Genomic DNA, 18,502 nt, shown 5'->3' on the forward strand with positions numbered 1-18,502 from the left:
CCTGAGAAACCTGCTCAACCTGAGAAACCTGCTCAGCCTGAAAAGCCAGCTCAACCTGAGAATCCAGTTCAACCTGAACAACCTGCTCAACCTGAGAAACCTGACCAGCCTGAAAAGCCAGTTCAGCCTGAGAAACCTGCTCAGCCTGAAAAGCCGACTCAACCGGAAACTCCAGCGCAACCTGAGAAATCAATCACTTCTTCAAGTCCTGAGGAAGGGGTTAAAGACCTTGTCTTTACACTTCCAAGCTTGGAAATCGTCAATAAGGTCGTACCGTTTAAGACGATTCGTCGCGAAAACCCACAATTAGACAAAGGAAAAGAGCAAGTTCTATCAGAAGGGAAAGACGGTCTCTTAGTCGAGTATGTTGAAGTGAACGGTAACAATCGCAAGGTTCTCCAAACAGAAGCAACTCCAGCACAAGATCGAGTGATTGAGGTAGGTAGCAAACAAAGCTCAGTTGGAACAGAAGCGCCACCAGTTGTGACTCTTCCTGAGTATATTCTCCCAAGAGAGACTGAAAAACCTGCTCCAGTCGTAACAGATAATTCACCAGCAAAAGATGAAAAAGCTCCTGTTACAACTACAGTCAAAGAAGACAAGGAAAGACAACTTCCAGCAACTGGGGAACAAGAAGCAACTGCCTTCCTCTACTTGGCAGCAATCACTTCTATCTTGTCTCTCCTTATCTTCCAAAAGAATTTCAAAGACTAATAACCCTCTTTGATTGATTCTTTCTAATTATTCAGTTCCCCCGTTGAGAAGACCAAATGGTCTTCTCTTTTTCTATCTATAAAATAAAAAAACATCCACAAATGTACATGGATGTTTTGGTATGACTCTATAAAGTGAGATGATCATTGAAGATAGCTGTTCTCAAATCCAACCACGTTTTCAAATAAACGCTCATCTAAAAAAGAGAGTGGCCCTTTTCTTATCTTATCATCAATACCTATCATAAGTTTCTGCAAGAACTCCACATATAAAGGATAACGTTTCGAATTCCAATACCATGAGATTTTCTAACGCTCATAAGCCATCTTTCCTAGATCGGACTTCCCTCTCTCACATCTAGATCTACTGACTACTATTTTTGAGTCCAGCATATGCATAGGTTCGATTTCTGGGACACTCTTTTTCTGTCACTAGCCTAAAATAAAAGCGATGCTCCCGCCCATCCTTGGCATTTTCCTTGTTTAAGACGAAGTAGTTCTTCTGATTCATTGCCATGGTTCGTAGGATATCATCGATCAAAAAAGTCAAGGGAACGTTCATGGCAGAGTATTTTTGGAAATCCTCTTCAAAGCGAATGTAACTATCTGAAAAATAATCCATCTGTAGTTTGTTTTCATACAGCTCTTTTCTAGTCATAAACTTCCTCCTCCCAAAGTCGAATTTCGAGGATATCTACAATCTCTACCAGCCTATATCCCTCATTTGTCCTAATAGATAGAGTTGGAGGTGATAATTCGCTCACCTCACCGATGATCGTCATTTTTTGCTTTCTTTCCTTGACAACAAAACATCCCTTTAATTGACCAACATAAAGCTGAGAAAACAAGAGTAGCTTCTCAACTGAATTCAAATTCGTTGAAAAATCAACACGATTTTTTTCTTCACCAAGCGAACTGGTATGCTCTGAGAGGAAAAAGCCCATCCACTTCTGCATCCCTGGATCTTGGTAGTCTCGTGCAGATTGAAAAGGTAAATAAGAACGATCAATCATTGTAATCCATCTAATCCTCCAGCAGAATGCCCACCAATCAGCTTGCTTCTAGCAAGACTCCTAGAGGCTTCTTCCAGTGCATTGGCCTTTAAGAGAGAAGTGAAACCAAATTGTTGCCGAATGGAGTCAATAGCTGTCTGGAGCCTTTCTTCTTTTTCTAACTTGTCAACATCATCAAAGAGGGAAATCAAGCCAAAGGACTCATCCACAAATCCTGAATAGTTGACTCCGACACTTCTGACCGCCCCAGAAGTGTATTTTTTATGAAATAGCTTCAAAACATAATCCGTTAAGATAGCTGTATTATTGGTCGGTTCGACCTTCATTTGTGTGTGAATAGACGGCCTAACCTCCTGTTTAGAGAAACCGACATAGATAGAGACAAGGGTTGTTTTCTTTCCCGCCCTTCTCAATCTAATAGCCACCTGCTCTGCCATTTCTCGGAGAATAATTTCGATATCCCGTAACTTCACGTAGTCTCTCGGCAAGATTTGAGAATTTCCCAAGCCTTGGGACTTGGCTTTATAGGGTTTATGAACATTACTCTCATCAATCCCGTTAGCATGAAACCACAAACGCAGACCAGCCTGACCGAGAGCTTTCTTTAGCTGGTCTGGGTTGCTGGTGGCTAGTTCTTTAATCGAAAAAATCCCCAGAGCATGCAAGCGTTTCTCCATCCGCCTGCCAATCCCCAAAAAATCCGTCATCTTGGAAATGGCCCAGACCTTCTCTTCCACATCCTGGTAAGACCAGTTGGCCCTCATGGTCGGGGTATGCTTGGCCTCATTATCCAGAGCCAACTTGGCCAGTAAGGGATTGGCATTGGACATACCCACCGTAGAGTAGATCCCTGTCTGCCTCCAAATATCCCTCTGGATACGAGCAGAAAGCATATCTAGCTTGTCTTTGCGAGAGAGAGTCTTGTCTGGGATGAAATAGTTGAGCGAACTAGTCAGGTCAATAAAACCCTCATCGATAGAGTAAGGATAAATATCCTCTGGACTCCCATAGTTTTGAAAGATTCGCTGGATTTCCATATTGACTGCGATATACTCGTCCATCCGAGGTGGCACAATCAAGGTGACTTGGGCCCAATCTTCGATGTAACGCACATAGTCTGAATCTGTAGGCAATTCTTGCTTTCTGGCGTTATAGTAGGAAAATTTGCGGGTTTTGATATCAAAGGGCAGATCATAGGCCCGACCAACATTGGACTTGCCAAAAATCTTCTTAAACATGGGAGAGGAAGCTAAGATAAGGCCAGTCGAATTATCCGCGCGACTCATGACACAAAGCGAAGTCTTCAGCGGATGCAAGCCCCTTTTCACACACTCGACACTGGCATAAAAAGATTTCATATCGACAAAGGCAATATCACTCTTGGGCTCTCTGGAATAATCAAAGTAGCCCATAGACTAACCCTCCATCGGCACAAAATTCCCAACGATAATCCCTACAATCCGAGGATCATCCTCATAGGAGATGAAAATGTCCTTGTATTTTGGATTGATCGATACCAGACGCAAGCCATCTTCCTCCCGATAAACCCGTTTGATATAGGTCTGGTTGTTGCAGACCACTGCATAAACCGCCCCATCATAATCAAATCCGGTCTCTCGAATCAAAGCCACGGAACCATTTTGATATTTAGGTTCCATAGAGTCCCCAGCCACCCAGGACGCAAAATCATGGGCCAGTTCCTCATTAAAGTAAACCGTATCAAAATTCCGATCATCATATACCGAAGTCCCGATCCCTGCTGACATGCGTTCATAGACACGGTATTCGTAAAGGCGCTCTGGCATGGTCGTCACCTTCTGAGTTTGTTCCTCTTGAGCTAGGTTGCGAGCATAAAGCACAACCTTGTCCTTCCCTTGCTTGGAGAGGCTATTGTAAATACGAACAATCTCAATCTGAGTAAAATAGCCTTTTGCCACTTTTAAAATCTTCTCCAGCTGAGCAACCTTCTCCTTGGATGGTTCCTTAATCCCGCGTTCCCAAGCGGAGTAAGCCTGAAAACTAATCCCTAATTCCTCTGCAATTTCCTTCTGTGTCAATTTTAACTCTTTTCTCCGAGCCTTGAGTTTTTCTGGTTGGTACATGATTCACCTCCTAGTGTGATGCTTTATTGAGAATATCTTCCTTAGAAAGATCAATTGATGATTGAGCTTACATTTCTGAGATTCAACCAATTCGGTTTAGTTTTATTATATAAAAAAAGTGGACGATTGTCCACTGGGAAAATCAAGTTTAAACAGCAACACTTATCTATTTTGAACAAAAAAAGACATCCAAGAGTAAATTCTTAAATGTCTGGAAAGATTGATGCCTCCATTAACCTTGTTAATAGACCGGAACTGATGATATTATGGTCTCCTTATCTCAAATACTGCTGTATGAACCCACTCATTATGAATTTGTAAGTCATTTTCTATAACCCTACTAAAAGGTGAAGCCATTCTTTAAAAGCACCCTCTGAGAGGCTAGATTACCTGTTGCCGTTCCTGCAATGATTCTATTGAAACCATAAGTCGTGAAGGCTTTTTCTAAAACGAGTTTAACCGCTTCGCTGGCATAACCTAAATTGTTAACATTTTCCCCAATCCTATACCCAAGTTCTGCTGTATTTCGATCACTCTCTAAGACACTTAAATTGATTCTCCCAACCATAACACCTTGCGAATTTCTAATAAGATGCATGTAAACAGCACGATTCCTTTGTTCCGTTAACAATTCCCTTGTAATTTCTTTAAAACCTTCTAAATCAAAATAGTTAGCTGGTCTATGGTCTAGGAGGTAAATTTCGTTCAAAATACTCTCGATTTTCTTTTTCAAAAGAATAGACGTCTAGACTATTTTCTTCAGACAACAGCTCTAAACTGATCATTACAAATCCTCTCCCATCATTATCTACATTCAAATTTTCTCATGTTTACGCAAAGTGAAATTTACAGAATTTAAAGAGATTCTTTTATTTTCTGTATAGTTTCTACATTATAACACAAAATACTATGGATAAGCATAATGTTCAAGCGCCACACCAGCAAAACAAGCTGGAGTTTCGCTTGAAGAAATTTCTGAAGCGCTAACCCATAGTGATACGATTACAACTAAGACCTATGTTAACACTTCTAATGTGATTCCAATGGCTGTTGGAAAATTTGCTTTAAAGTCTCTAAAACAATAAGGTAAAAATAAGGTGAACTTTGAGGTAAACTTTTCAAAAAAACACGCAAAAAGCACCCATAAGGTAAACTTTTGAGTGCTTTGAAACGTTGATAGTATCGTATTGATTAACGTTTTGAGGCAACTGACTCTGTCAGGTTGCAGCCACATTTGTAATCGACTAAAGTCGCAACAACTGTGTCAATTGCACCAATTTAGTATGAAAGTACAAAAAGAACACCCCAAAAGATGCTCTTTGTAAGTATAGTAATTCTTTCGAATTAACGTTTACTAAATTGTGATGCTTTACGAGCTTTCTTAAGATCTGGTTGGAAAGTGTGGGTTTCAGTTGGGTTAAAAACAGCACAATATCAAGGATTTTCAGAACGTTATCTACTTTTTAATTTCATAAAATTTGAACCAATATTTTTTAAATAGGGAAATTTCTTAACGCATAACTTTCAATCCTACCCTCTTCCTTCTTATCCTAATAAAGTTTGTAATATTGGAATAACAACGATAAATAGAATCGTACTTAGAGTCACCACATTCGTAGAGAATTCCACATCTCCTTTTCCCTGATTAGCAAGGATCGGAAGAACAGCCAGAGCTGGTGTAGCAGACTGAATCATAAAGGTCTTAAATTCTACTGTTGCCATATTTGGTGCAAAGAACTTCAATACAAGAAGCATGATCAGAGGAGCTAGGATAAAGCGTCCAACCAAGGTGACAATTGTATCTTTATCAAAAGCAATCGTATTCAAGCCTGCCTTAGCAAGAACAATACCAATATAAATCAGAGATAAGGGAGTGACGATATTTCCAACATAGGTTAAGGTATTCGTTGCAAAATCTGGAATAGGAATTCGGAGAATCAAAAATAGTAGGGCGACAAGAAAACCCACAAGCGGAGCTGGTAGCAGTTTCTTCCAGTCAAATTTACTTGTCTCCTTGCTTTGCCCCGATTTACTGTCGCTCGTCATCAAATACACGCCCAATGTCCAGGTGGAAATCGTATTGGTGATATAGTAAATCAAGAAATAAGGAAGAGCCTGATCCCCAAAAAGAGCAACGTTTAAAGGTAAACCAATAAAAATAGTATTGGCATTCACAAAGGTATTAATCATGGTTCCTCGCCGTCCTGGACGAACCTTGAAAACCACAAATGTAATATAAGCTACGATATAGCCCAAGATAAAGGCCACAAATGTATAAAGGAGACCTCCAGAAAGACTGATTAGTTTATCTAGTGTTAGGTATTTCATCACCGACACAAAGATTGACGCTGGCAAGGCTACATTCATGATCAAACGAGATAGGTTAGGTCCAAAGGCATCTCCAAACCATCCCTTCACCTGAAGAATATACCCCAAAACAATGATAGCGATAATCGGAATGATACTCGTAATCGAGGTTAAAAAGAGTGACATAGGTATCCTTTCTAAATTACTTAAGTCCACAGCCCATACAAATCTGTCGCTAGTGAAGGATAGACAGTAGCAATGAATTATTTATACTCTGGATACCACTTCAAATCACGAACTGCTTTGGCCATATCTGTTTCCTTAGCACGCGCAAGACCTTGCTCTTGTGCTTTTTTAGCGACTGCTTCTGCTACTTTAATAGAAACATCTGCTACATATTTGAACGGCGGCAAAACAGGAGCTCCTGGTTGGCCTGGATTGACAATACCACTCAATGAATGAGCCGCTGCTCCAATCATTTCATCAGTTAAAAGACTTGCTTCAGAAGCCAGCATACCTAGACCAAGACCTGGGTAAATCAAGGCATTATTGTCTTGACCAATCACATAGTCCACACCTTTATAAGAAACCGTATCAGCAGGAATTCCTGTTGCGACAAAAGCTTTTCCATCTGACCATTCAATCAAATCTTTGGCACTAGCTTCAGCTAGTTTGGTTGGATTTGACAAAGGGAAGATCATCGGACGCTCTATATTTTCACACATAGCCTCTACTATTTCTTTAGTGAAGGTATTAGGCTGAGTAGAAGTTCCTACAAGAATAGTTGGCTTCACAGTCTTCACTACTTCAAGCAGGTCAGCCAACTTGTCTGCGTTACTAAAGTCAGCACGTTTCTTAGCAAACGGTTTTTGTTCAGGAGTTAGGTCATCCATGTCATCAAAGAGAAGACCTTGTTTATCAACCATAAAGAAACGTTTATAGGCTTCTTCTTCAGAAAGACCTTCACTCACCATTTCGCGAAGAACACGAGAGGCAATTCCTGCACCTGCAGTACCACCACCATAGCAGAGATAAACTTGATCTGTTAATTTTTCACCACTAATATCTAGTGAACCAAAGATACCACCCAAGGTAACGATTCCTGTACCTTGAATATCATCGTTAAAGGTTGGGATTTGTTTCCGATATTTTTCAAGAATATTAGCAGCATTTAAGCGACCGAAGTCTTCCCAGTGAAGGTAGAGTTTGGGAAAGAGACGTTCTGCTGTTTGAACAAATTGGTCAATGAAGTCGTAGTAACGTTCTCCGCGGACCCGTTCGTGACGATTTCCCAAGTAATTAGGATTGTTCCGAAGTTCTTCACGGTTAGTCCCTGCGTCAATGACTAAAGGAAGGACCATAGAAGGATCGATTCCAGCAGCGCCAGTATAGACCATCAATTTCCCAACAGAAATATCGACACCATTTGTTCCCCAGTCACCGATTCCAAGGATTCCTTCTGCATCTGTTACAACAATGAGTCGAATCTCGCGATCGCCGGCGGCATTTTTCAAAGTGGCTTCAATATTTTCAGGATGATTAATATCAAGATATCCCGCATATTGTGGATCTACAAAGAGGTCACTATACCCCTCAATTGTATCAGCAATAGTTGGATCATAGACAATTGGATTGAATTCTTCCAAATGTTGAGCAAATAGGTAGTAAAAAAGGGTACGGTTTGTATTAAAGATTTCCATTAAGAACAAACGTTTTTCCAGATCATTGACCTTTGTTTGCATTTGTGCATAGGTTTGCACTGCTTGCTCCTCGATGGTTTGAACGTAAGGTGGCAATAACCCAATAAGGCCAAGTTCCTTTCGCTCCTCTAAGGTAAAGGCAGTTCCCTTATTAAGGAAAGGATTGTTTAAAATATCATGTGCAGTCATAGTGCAACCTCCTTTTTTACTAATATTATACCACAAAAAATGAATTGTTTATAAAACTCTGTTGCTTAAAAAATACAATCATTAAGGTATATGTTATAATGAGTCTACGAGAAAATTTATAATAAGCCTTTTGATACTTAAAACACTATTATTGATGACACTTTAAGTTGTTTTATAAATTTCTGAACTCATCAAACCCTCGACAATTACTCTTTACTAAAAGTTTCGAGTATAACAAAATAATTATACAAATTGGCAATTCTAATTAAAATAAATATCCTTTAAGTTTTATATATAATACTTTGTATTTTTTAAGGTGTTTTTTTGTCATACAAAACTTGTATTCTATTTATATGACAACCAAAAACTATTTACAACAATATATTTCCCAAAAAGTGAAATATTTTCGTACAAAAAACAAAATGAGCCAGGAAGAACTTTCTGAACAGGCGGGACTTGGTCTTAAGTATATCAATCAACTAGAAAACCAAAGTGTGAATCTGACCATTCACAGTCTAGAAAAAGTGATTGATGCCTTACAGATGACCCCAGAGGAGTTTTTCAATTTTAGTAGCCTTGAATCCACCTCTGATAAGACTGAAAATCTTTCACTAAAGAGATTGAACATGAAGATTAAACAACTTCCTGTTGAAAAACGAGAAAAGATGTTGGACATTTTTGAAAGTATCTTAGATAATCTATGATATCCCTGACTCACTTATATTTTAACTGGTGACTACTCATATAGTCAAATTGTAGGGTACGGATAAAAATTATTTATCTGGTGATTTCCACATATTTCCCATTCTCCAACTAATGAAAGTGAGCCCATATGAATTTAAAAGATCTACAATATTTTTATGATCTCTGCCAAGTCCAATCCTATACAGACGTAGCAAAATAGCACAAAGTTAGTCAACCTTCTATTTCTTATGCCATCAAGCGATTAGAGGAGGCCTTTAATTGTAAGTTGATTCACCACGATCCCTCACACCGATCCTTCAAACTGACTCATCAAGGAGAAATCCTTCTGAAACACACAGAACTGATCTTACCTGAGATCATTTCTGCTCGCAAAGAAATAAATCGTTCTTTGGTTCATTACTCTACTGTAGGATTTCCTCCTATTATCATACAGTATCTCTTTGCTTCTCTAAATGAAGAAAAAGAATTTGATTTTTTAAAAACAGTACGCCCCATCCGCGGTGGCTCCGTGGAGTTATTAAACCTTCTCCTCAAGGGAGACCTTGATGCAAGCCTACTCGGTTTGATTGAACCACTCAATCATCCTTCAATAGAGACGCATGAACTATTTCATAAAGAACTGTATGTCGTTTTATCTAAGAACCACCCTCTTGCTACCGCTTCTTCCCTCACTTTTCAAGATTTAGTAGATCAATCCTTTATCCTTTTAGACGAACATTTTGTTCACTTGAAAGCTTTTGAACTTCTTAATCAGAAGTATCAAAACAGGGCAGAAATATTCTTCAAGAGTGACGACATTGTCATTCTTAAAGAACTTTTAAAGAAAGGGATTGGCGTTAGTTTACTAGCTGATATCGCACTCTCTGATGAAGATGATGATTTAATAAAAATCCCTCTAATACCGGAGGACCAGATCACATTTACAGTTTATTACGCTCACCTTAAATCAGCTACACTGTCATCAGAAGTAGAGGATTTATTTAATTTTATTAAACTATACAAACCAAAAGAACTTGGCTCTTTGTCAACTGTAGTAGATTGAAGAAAAGCTAAGCTCGAGAAAGGACGAAATTCGTCCTTTCTTTTTTGATGTTTAGAGCGATAAAATCGCTTATCACTCAATTTACGGCTATCCTGTTGAATGAGCTTCCGGTAATGTTTGATGGCTTTATATTCATGAGATTTTCGCTCAAACTGATTCATGATTTGGACACGCACACGACTCATAGCACGGTTTAAGTGTTGGAGTAAAACAGTCCAGTGGACTGTTTTAGCCTGAGTTCAGAAATATAATAACGAAGGGTGAAAACGATCGAGAACGATTTTAGCACATGGAAAAAGCTGTTTAGCTAATTCATAGTAGGGACTAAACATATCCATAGTAATGATTTTCACCTGACAACGAACAGCTAGATTGTAGCGAAGAAAGTGATTTCGGATGACAGCTTGTGTTCTTCCTTCAAGAACAGTGATGATATCGAGCTTTTCAAAATCTTGCGCAATGAAACTCATCTTCATCTCCCGATTAAAACAGTCACTTCCCTAACTGTTTCAACATCCCATGATATAATCTCAGGAAGATGCGAAAAATCATGCTTAAAGTGGAAGTCATTGAGCTTTCAAATGACAGTTGAAGTTGAAATGGCCATCTGCTGAGCAATATCGGTCATAGAAGTCTTTTCAATTAGCTTCTGAGCGATCTTTTGGTTGATGATACGAGGGATTTGGTGATTCTTCTTGACGATAGAAGTCTCAGCGACCATCATTTTCGAACAATGATAGCACTTAAAACGACGCTTTCTAAGAAGAATTCTAGTAGGCATACCAGTCGTTTCAAGGTAAGGAATCTTAGAAAGTTTTTGAAAGTCATATTTCTTCATTTGCTTTCCGCAATCAGGACAAGATGGAGCCTCATAGTCCAGTTTAGCGATGATTTCCTTGTGTGTATCCATATTGATGATATCTATTTGGATCTTTGATATCAAGCAGTTTTGTGATAAAATGTAATTGTTCCATATGATTCTTTCTAATGAGTTGTTTAGTCTCTTTTCATTATAGGTCTTATGAGACTTTTTTTCTACAATAAAATAGGCTCTATAATATCCATAGGGGATTTACCCACTACAAATATTATAGGGCCTAAAAAGTAAGCCATCGGCTTACTCTTAATCAAATAGTCGGTGCCTTATTTCCTCTAGAGCCATAATGATAAATGGACAGACGAGCAAATAGAGCCAATCATCAAAACCAATCGGAGCTGTATTAAAGAGAGTGTGGAAAAGAGGTACATAGGACAGGATAATAAAGAGAATGATTTCTAAGATAATCCCCAGACTAATAATCTTATTTGCAAATGGTTTGATTTTGAAAATAGATCCTCTACCTTTGCGACTATTCATAGCCATACCAATCTGCGTGAAGATGATAGCTCCCAAAGTCATGGTTGTTGCCTCTCGATAAAGAGGTCCTGAACTAGCTAGATGATTCAGATGTCCTTGATTAACCCAATAATTAAGGAAGAAGGCACCCATGGCCAAAACAGACTCAATCATACCATACCAAGCAAAGGCTTTTAATAATAATTGCCGATTTAACAAACGATCTGATAGGCGTCTTGGTGGCCTGTCCATAATGCCTTCTTCTGGTGGCTCAACCCCCAATCCCAAAGCGGGCATCATATCTGTTCCAAGGTCAATCGCTAGGATTTGCATAACTGTTAAGGGAAGAGGAATGCGCCCCAAAGAGAACAAGAAGAAAGTAGAGGGTACAGCTTCAGGAGTATTGGAATTAAAAATATAGGTAAGGAATCTTTGAATATTTCTATAAACGGCACGTCCTTCTTCAACAGCATGGACAATAGAAGCAAAGTGGTCATCCGTTAAAATCATATCAGCAGATTCCTTGGCTACGTCGGTTCCAGATACCCCCATAGCTACACCGATATCAGCCTTTTTAAGAGCAGGGGCATCATTAACACCATCACCAGTAACAGCGACAACTTCACCAAGTTCCTGAAGTGCATTGACTACACGATATTTTTGTTCAGGAGCCACACGAGCAAAAACAATCTCGCCTTTAAGAGCTACTTTGAGCTCTTCGTCGGTCATATCTGCCAGTTCAAGCCCTGATATCACTCGTGCATTGTTACCTTTTACAATTCCAATTTTCTTGGCAATACTAAGAGCTGTCAAACCATAGTCACCTGTGAGCATGATAATGCGAATACTGGCACGGTGACATTGCTCAATTGCTTCACGTACACCTTGACGTGGAGGGTCACTCATGGCAACAAGTCCCACAAAGACCATATCTTCTTCGAGGGTCCGCATATCCCACTTGTCTTCTCTAATATCTTCGCTTTCCAAAGGACGATAAGCAACAGCTAAAACACGTAAGCCGTCACGAGCAAATTGATCGTTAGCAGCAAGAATTGCTTGACGTTCTGTAGCAGTCATAGATTTGATTGCTCCTTGACCATCATAATAGTCTGAGCAAAGTTCCATCACTTCTTTAGGCGCACCCTTAGTGATGGAAATATGGTGACTGCCATCCAGACTTTTTTCGAGACTATGTACCGTTGTCATTCGTTTACGATCCGAATCAAAGGGAATTTCTTTGATACGAGGAGCCCAGTTGTGGTTGTCATTTAAATCAATACCTGCTTTTTCTGCAAGAACATTAAGACAAGCTTCAGTCGGGTCTCCCAAGACCGTATAATCGGGATTGTCAGCACTTGGCGCAACCACTTGAGCATTACTAGCCAAGTGAGAAAAGCGAACCAAACGATTCAGGAGATCATTTTCCTTCAGAGAAACAGGGGCACCATCCTTCTCAATATGCCCTTCTGGTGCATAACCTAGCCCAGTCACCTCATAATTACCCGACAAGGTCCATAAATGATTAACTGTCATGGCATTTTGAGTTAGGGTCCCTGTTTTATCTGAGCAAATAACAGAGGTTGCTCCAAGAGTCTCAACAGAAGATAATTTCTTCACTAAAGCATGTTCTTTAGCCATGCGTTGTACAGCCATAGCTAGAGAGAGGGTAACTGTAGGAAGTAACCCCTCAGGGATAAAGGCAACAATCATTCCCAAGGCAAAGATGAAAGCTTGAGAAAGAGGCTGATGGACAAATAGTGTTGCTGCAATCATAAAGAAGAGACCTACAGATACTGCGATAACCGAAATCTGTTTGGTCAAATGGTCCAGTTCCTTTTGCAGTGGGCTCTTTTCCTGAGCTAGGTTTTGCGTCAAGTCTGCAATTTGTCCAAACTCAGTTTCCATACCGATAGCAGATACTATAAAATGTCCTGACCCAGAGGAAACTATGGTCCCTGCAAACACCATATTGTCATATTCCAATTCAGTCTTATCAGGAGTCAAATCTGCTTGGTCTGATTTATAAATGAGATTAGACTCACCAGTGAGGGCAGACTGATTTACCTGCAAGTCTGTCACAGCAACCAAACGTCCATCTGCAGAAATACGGTCACCTTCTTCAATGAAAACCAAATCACCTGGCACCAAGTCCTGTGCAAGGATTTTATCTTCCTTTCCATCACGAAGAACTCGGGTATAGGATGGAAGAAGCTTATTCAGTGCTGCCGTGGCTTGACTAGCCTTATATTCTTGAATAAAACTAAAGAGACCATTAATGATATTGACCAGCCAAATCGCAATTCCCAACTCCAAGCTATGGGAAATCACAGCAATAAAGCCACCAACCCACAATAAGAGGGCCATGAGACTGGTAAAATGTTTGACAAAGGTCAACCAAATAGGTTCTTTCTTACTTTCTTTCAACTGGTTAGGACCATAAGTTGCTTGCCTCTTTTTTACTTCTTGTGAGTTTAACCCTTGAGGACTTGTTTGCAACACTTGATAAACCTGATCAGGGGCACAGGTTCCTAATGTAGTCCCCTTCTGTCTAGAATCGCTCATAATCCTTTCCTCGATTCTAAATCATTAAAGCGATTTCATATTTATACCCTCATTATACTCCTTTTTCAGAAAATGTTGAAAGAAAAGGCTCTATAATTCCTATGGTGGCTTTACCCACTACAGAAATTATAGAGCCGAGAACTTTAGCTTGTATACCCAATAGCTAAAGTTCTTTTGGTAGTGTAAAATAAGCCGTGTAAACACAAAAAGGAATAAATCCGTTATAGTAGAGTTGCGAAACATTACTAGAAAGAGATTTACTTCTATGACACAGTTTACCACAGAATTTCTTAACTTCCTAGTCAAAAAACGAGATATCGATGAATTTTTTCGTTCTTCTCTTGAAACAGCTATGAACGACCTGCTTAAAGCAGAATTATCAGCCCTTTTAGGCTATGAACCTTACTATAAAGTAGGCTATAATTCTGATAATAGTCGTAATGGAACCTATTCATGGAAATTCAAGGTTCAAATATTTGGGGTGAACTTTGATTTTTTGAAACAAAAAAGACATCCAAGAGAAAATTCTTGAATGTCTGTAAACGTTGATATAATCGTATTGATTAACGTTTTGAAAATTGTGATGCTTTACGAGCTTTCTTAAGACCTGGTTGGGGCACCACTTATTTTATCCAATTTCAAAATGCTTTAAAATCAACGTTTTCATAAGTTTCTAAAAATTCAAATTTCAATTAAGTTCAATCACTTTCATTTAAATAAGGTAAACTTTCATTAAAAATAAGATAAAATCGAACCAGAATATCAAAAGTTTACCTTATTTGGTTTTTACAGAAGTTAAGTAAGCATTCAATACGAATCAATACATAAGAAAAACGCTGATTTCAAGCGTTTTTTCTTTTTGCCAAATGCGATATATTGCACTGTATTTCAATTCAAACTCTACCTTTTTTGAAATAAGAATAATGATTCAGATATTTAAAAAAAGAGGAACTTTAGTGTGAAGCTCCTCTTTTTTATTTGTTCTTTTACTTATAAATCGTATGACCTGGTTTGAAAGATTTTTCTTTGAATAAATTTCAAAAGCTTGTAATATCAATGTTTCCACAAGTTTTCAAAACTCAAAATTTCATCCAATTTCAACTAATTTCATCTGAATGGTGTGAACTTTATCCTAAAAATACAAGAATTGAGCTGATAAATACTAAAAGTTCACACCATTAGTTAAATTATTTTTTGTTACATACATTTTTTTAGATGATAGACCTCCTAATTTATTTCTTATAGCGTTTGAGCAAACCTCCGTTATCAGAAAACAACCAGAAAGAAAAACCGCAAAATTAATATTTTCTTTCTGGTTGTTTTTTATAAATTGAATTTGCAGTAAAATACTTTACTCATTTACACTATCCCTTTCTTCTACGTACTTTCTTTCATCTAAAGAAAAATCTCGTATTCATCAATTTTATTTTGTTATAGGTGAGAAAGAAGAACAAACAAGAAAAACACGGCATAAAAACCTATTCAGTTCATCGTCCTCAATCCTTGTCTGCTTCATTTTCTTTTACGAGATCTTTTTGCGAATCCTTTTCAGAGAGTTTTTGATCGATATACTTGTCAATGGTTTCATAAAATTCCTTGGTCGCTTCACTATCTAATTTTGTCGAATTATGGACTTGATTGACTTTCAATTCAACAGATTGAATACCGTAAGAGGCTTGTTTTTGGTAAAGCGTTTCTAATTCTTCGTCTGAAATCGGATCTCCAACAACCGTCAAGACCAATTCATTGTTCCTTGACTTGTAGACTTGATTAATGACCGTGTGATTGGCGAACTCTTTTGCTATAAACTGTTTGATTCCTTCTTTTCGCGCTTGTTCTATCGACAGAGTGACTGCTGAATAGCTGGCTGGAAGAACCAATAATACAATCAAGGATGTCAAGCCAATTTTCATTTTAATGTTTAGCTCTTTAAATGAACTTAAGGGAGATTTTCTCATCAAAATTCTTGTTCCAACAATGTTGGCTAGCATGATAAAGACACAGTTGATCAAGAAAAGATAGAGAGCCCCAAATAAAAATCGTACATTTCCATTAGCTAAACCATAGCCTGCAGTACAGATAGGTGGCATCAGAGCTGTTGCAATGGCTACTCCTGGCACAATATTGTTTGCTTCTTTTTTCCTTGACCCAATTACACCTGCTATCCCACCAGCAATAGCAATGAGAACATCCCAAATGGTTGGAGAGGTTCGTGCAATCAGTTCGCTACTTGCATAAGATAAGGGAGAAATCCAGAAATACAGAGTCGAGACAAGCAAACTGACCAATACTTGAGTAAATAAAACCTCTAGAGATTGTTTGATTAAACGGGTATCAAAAATAGCTAAACCAAAACCCAGTCCAACAATCGGTGTCATAAGAGGGGAAATCAGCATGGCTCCAATAATGACAGCTGTTGAATTCATATTTAGACCTATAGAGGCAATAAAAATCGCACACATCAAAATCACTGTATCTCTTAATCGAACATGAAGGTCATCATATAGTTTCTCGCGGAATTCACGTGTTGAATAGTTTCCGAACATTGGTTACTCCTTTTATTTCATATAATTTTTTTCTGTCTGGATGATAGTAGAGAGACTTCTGTCCAATCTTACATATTTTTAATGCTCACCTGTCATTCTTTTGAAAATTATCCTTTAAATATCCATCAATCCATCTTAACATTATATCAAAAATTTTACAGTCTTTCTCTGAAGAAATCAATTAATCTAAAAGATAGAGAAAGGAAGTAATTTTTGTTTCCTTATCCGAAGATGAAAAAACGTTATCTCCTCTGAAAGAAGATGCCGTTTTAATCTTTAAACATGATGAGTGTGTTTGGTTTTCAATTTTGCATCATGCAAACCGCCGAAGGTGTTGCGATCCCCAAGGTAAGCCCGCAAATTATGGCTACTAAGATAGAGTATCCAATATAATCTAGGATTCCTCCGTCAAAATAACTTTCAGATTTCATATTATCTCCTTTATTTTTATATGTTTATATTCTAGGCACTCTATTGCATTATTATTTTTTACATTTGAACAATCTTATGATAACTTCTTGAAGTAATCATAAAGATTAAAACATAGATGAGTGCAAAGATTCCACAGATTGATAAGGTTATTGTCAACATCATGGTCGCATCGACTACTCCAATGACCTTTAGAATCAAGCTCCACATATGATAAGCAAAGGTCAGATGGAGGAAGGCAAAGATTACAGGAAGAAAGAAAACGGTCAAGATTTGCTTGTTAATAGTTTGCTTGATCTGCTTTTGATCCAAACCAACCTTTTGCAAAATTACAAAGCGTTCGCGGTCTTCATATCCTTCAGAGATTTGTTTGTAGTAGATGACTAATACAGTACCGACCATAAAGATAATGGATAGGAAGATACCGATAAAGAAGAAGCTACCAAACATTGCATTGCCTTCTTGGCTATTATTTGCTTTACTAGATCCGTAAACAACGCTTTCCTGATTTTCAAAATGAAGCGATTGTTTATAAGGAGAGAACAAATCTTGTCCTCTCCAGAGTATGACTTTTTGGTAACCCACTACAGTTGACAAAAATGCCAGATGAGGTGTTTTTTAGCATGCCCTTTTATGGATCAAAAAGTGTTAAAAATAAGACAGTAACCTCAGAATAGCTACTGTCTTAACTCTTTTTTTACTTAAAGCCTTGATAGACTTAACAAATGGTAGAAAAGAGCCTGAATTTGGTGTGAAAAGTGGTGTGAATTTTGTTAAAAACGTCAAAAAACACCCCATGGTGTGAACCATGAAGTGTTGTAAATGCTGTATTGTAGCCATTTCTTAATGTTTTGAGAACTGTGATGCTTTACGAGACTTTTCAAGCCTGGTTTGGAAAGTATGGGTTTCAGTTGGACTAAAAACAGTGTAATATCAAGGATTTTCAGAACTATATCTACTTTTTAATTTCATAAAATATGAATCAATAAATTATAAATAGGGGAATAGTTTAGGTCTGTAAGCATTAAAATAATACACCTAACTTTGGTCACCGTTTTTTAGTTATTCACTCTTTTTTCAGATAGTGTTTTTAAAGTTATGATGTAAAATGCCGCAATTAAAACACTATACATCATAATCGGAGGATAGAGAATTAAGGATAGAATCAATCCCACTCCTTTAATTATTAGGTCAGGTATCAATAACTTTCTATATTGTGCGGTAGCTTCAAGTAATTCTTTCTGATCTATATTGGGTTTATCAATTACTTTATGTAAAAACCAGTTTGCTACCGTTGAAACAATAACGATCAGTCCATAAAAGAGCTGTGCCGTATGATTCATGAAATGACTACTAACTATTCCAGTAGCGTAGGGCATAAATGAAACAAAAAATAAAAGAAACAAATTCCACCAAACAATTTGTTGAGAAATTTTCTCAACCTTTTCCCATAATGTGTTTAGTGCCATCCATAACGATCCCAACCAGAAAAAAGAAAGAAAATAAGCAAAGAAATTTTGCCGTAAATCCCAAAAAGCTTGAAGACTTGGTGTCGTTGGTTTTTCTAATTCTAAGATTAGGATAGTCATTATAATTGCTAGAACCGCATCTGTCAATGCAATTAATCTATCTTTCTTCATCAGATTACATCGCCTTTCATTTTGTAGCATTCTATCTCATCGTATAATATTTATTAATCTTAAATATTGGATAGTCACTTCATATTTTGAGTACAAACAAGATACACTAAAAAGCATGTATCTGTCATATTTTATTTAACTTTAGAAATATTCATCCATCTAATCAATAAATATATCATATTTCACAATAAATGACTACTATCAAAGATACATTTTCT

At 37.8% G+C, this 18,502-nt stretch carries 11 protein-coding genes and 6 pseudogenes; 5 read left to right on the plus strand and 12 right to left on the minus strand.

Annotation, left to right across the window (positions count from 1 at the left end):
* Window positions 1–714: G5 domain-containing protein (locus PG086_RS08770; RefSeq protein WP_270748674.1), on the plus strand; the 714-nt coding region annotated here is incomplete at its 5' end.
* 363 nt (window positions 715–1,077) lie between these two features.
* On the opposite strand, the gene PG086_RS08775 is transcribed toward PG086_RS08770, so the two are convergent.
* The 5 genes and pseudogenes from PG086_RS08775 to PG086_RS08795 all read right to left on the minus strand — a co-directional run bounded on the left by PG086_RS08775 (window position 1,078) and on the right by PG086_RS08795 (window position 4,613).
* The gene (locus PG086_RS08775; protein WP_000196996.1) at window positions 1,078–1,371 is read right to left on the minus strand and encodes a DUF5960 family protein; all 294 of its coding nucleotides are present in this window, start codon (window positions 1,369–1,371) and stop codon (window positions 1,078–1,080) included.
* Window positions 1,364–1,726 carry a hypothetical protein gene (locus tag PG086_RS08780; protein ID WP_270748675.1) on the minus strand — a complete coding sequence of 121 codons (363 nt, stop codon included), beginning with the start codon at window positions 1,724–1,726 and terminating at the stop codon, window positions 1,364–1,366. Before PG086_RS08780 ends, PG086_RS08775 begins: the two co-directional genes overlap by 8 nt.
* Entirely contained in the window at window positions 1,723–3,138 is a 1,416-nt protein-coding gene (locus tag PG086_RS08785; RefSeq protein WP_270748676.1) for a Y-family DNA polymerase, read from the minus strand. The genes PG086_RS08780 and PG086_RS08785 overlap by 4 nt, the downstream gene beginning before the upstream one ends.
* Before the next feature lie 3 nt (window positions 3,139–3,141).
* Window positions 3,142–3,828, minus strand: a complete 687-nt coding sequence (locus PG086_RS08790) for an XRE family transcriptional regulator (RefSeq protein ID WP_270748677.1) — start codon at window positions 3,826–3,828, stop codon at window positions 3,142–3,144.
* Window positions 3,829–4,092: 264 nt separating this feature from the next.
* A pseudogene (locus PG086_RS08795) lies at window positions 4,093–4,613 on the minus strand (GNAT family N-acetyltransferase).
* A gap of 141 nt (window positions 4,614–4,754) precedes the next feature.
* Here PG086_RS08795 and PG086_RS08800 point away from each other — a divergent pair.
* Window positions 4,755–4,913, plus strand: a pseudogene (locus PG086_RS08800) (site-specific integrase); the annotation flags it as partial.
* Between the two features lie 460 nt (window positions 4,914–5,373).
* Here the strand turns inward: PG086_RS08800 and PG086_RS08805 are convergent.
* Window positions 5,374–6,321, minus strand: coding sequence for an AEC family transporter (locus tag PG086_RS08805; RefSeq protein WP_270748678.1), 948 nt, complete (start codon window positions 6,319–6,321; stop codon window positions 5,374–5,376).
* 77 nt (window positions 6,322–6,398) lie between these two features.
* Window positions 6,399–8,024: a malolactic enzyme gene (locus tag PG086_RS08810; RefSeq protein WP_270748679.1), complete on the minus strand. Its 1,626-nt coding sequence runs from the start codon at window positions 8,022–8,024 to the stop codon at window positions 6,399–6,401.
* 353 nt (window positions 8,025–8,377) lie between these two features.
* Here PG086_RS08810 and PG086_RS08815 point away from each other — a divergent pair, with 353 nt between their 5' ends.
* Together PG086_RS08815 and PG086_RS08820 are read left to right on the plus strand one after the other, a co-directional pair.
* Window positions 8,378–8,728: a helix-turn-helix domain-containing protein gene (locus PG086_RS08815; protein WP_270748681.1), complete on the plus strand. Its 351-nt coding sequence runs from the start codon at window positions 8,378–8,380 to the stop codon at window positions 8,726–8,728.
* Between the two features lie 128 nt (window positions 8,729–8,856).
* Window positions 8,857–9,771 (plus strand): annotated as a pseudogene (locus PG086_RS08820) (LysR family transcriptional regulator).
* Between the two features lie 56 nt (window positions 9,772–9,827).
* Here the strand turns inward: PG086_RS08820 and PG086_RS08825 are convergent.
* Window positions 9,828–10,745, minus strand: a pseudogene (locus tag PG086_RS08825) (ISL3 family transposase); the annotation flags it as partial.
* 149 nt (window positions 10,746–10,894) lie between these two features.
* Window positions 10,895–13,669 (minus strand): cation-translocating P-type ATPase, encoded by a 2,775-nt coding sequence (locus PG086_RS08830; protein ID WP_270748682.1) that lies wholly within the window; start codon window positions 13,667–13,669, stop codon window positions 10,895–10,897.
* Between the two features lie 265 nt (window positions 13,670–13,934).
* Here PG086_RS08830 and PG086_RS08835 point away from each other — a divergent pair.
* Window positions 13,935–14,156, plus strand: a pseudogene (locus tag PG086_RS08835) (transposase); the annotation flags it as partial.
* Window positions 14,157–15,165: 1,009 nt separating this feature from the next.
* On the opposite strand, the gene PG086_RS08840 reads toward PG086_RS08835, so the two are convergent.
* From PG086_RS08840 to PG086_RS08850, 3 genes and pseudogenes are all read right to left on the minus strand, one after another.
* Entirely contained in the window at window positions 15,166–16,215 is a 1,050-nt protein-coding gene (locus PG086_RS08840; protein ID WP_270748684.1) for a DUF389 domain-containing protein, read from the minus strand.
* Between the two features lie 489 nt (window positions 16,216–16,704).
* Window positions 16,705–17,145, minus strand: a pseudogene (locus PG086_RS08845) (ABC transporter); the annotation flags it as partial.
* A gap of 557 nt (window positions 17,146–17,702) precedes the next feature.
* Window positions 17,703–18,284, minus strand: coding sequence for a TMEM175 family protein (locus PG086_RS08850; RefSeq protein WP_014633791.1), 582 nt, complete (start codon window positions 18,282–18,284; stop codon window positions 17,703–17,705).
* Window positions 18,285–18,502: the final 218 nt, after the last annotated feature.

Source organism: Streptococcus halitosis, assembly GCF_027691175.1.
Lineage (GTDB): Bacteria > Bacillota > Bacilli > Lactobacillales > Streptococcaceae > Streptococcus > Streptococcus halitosis_A.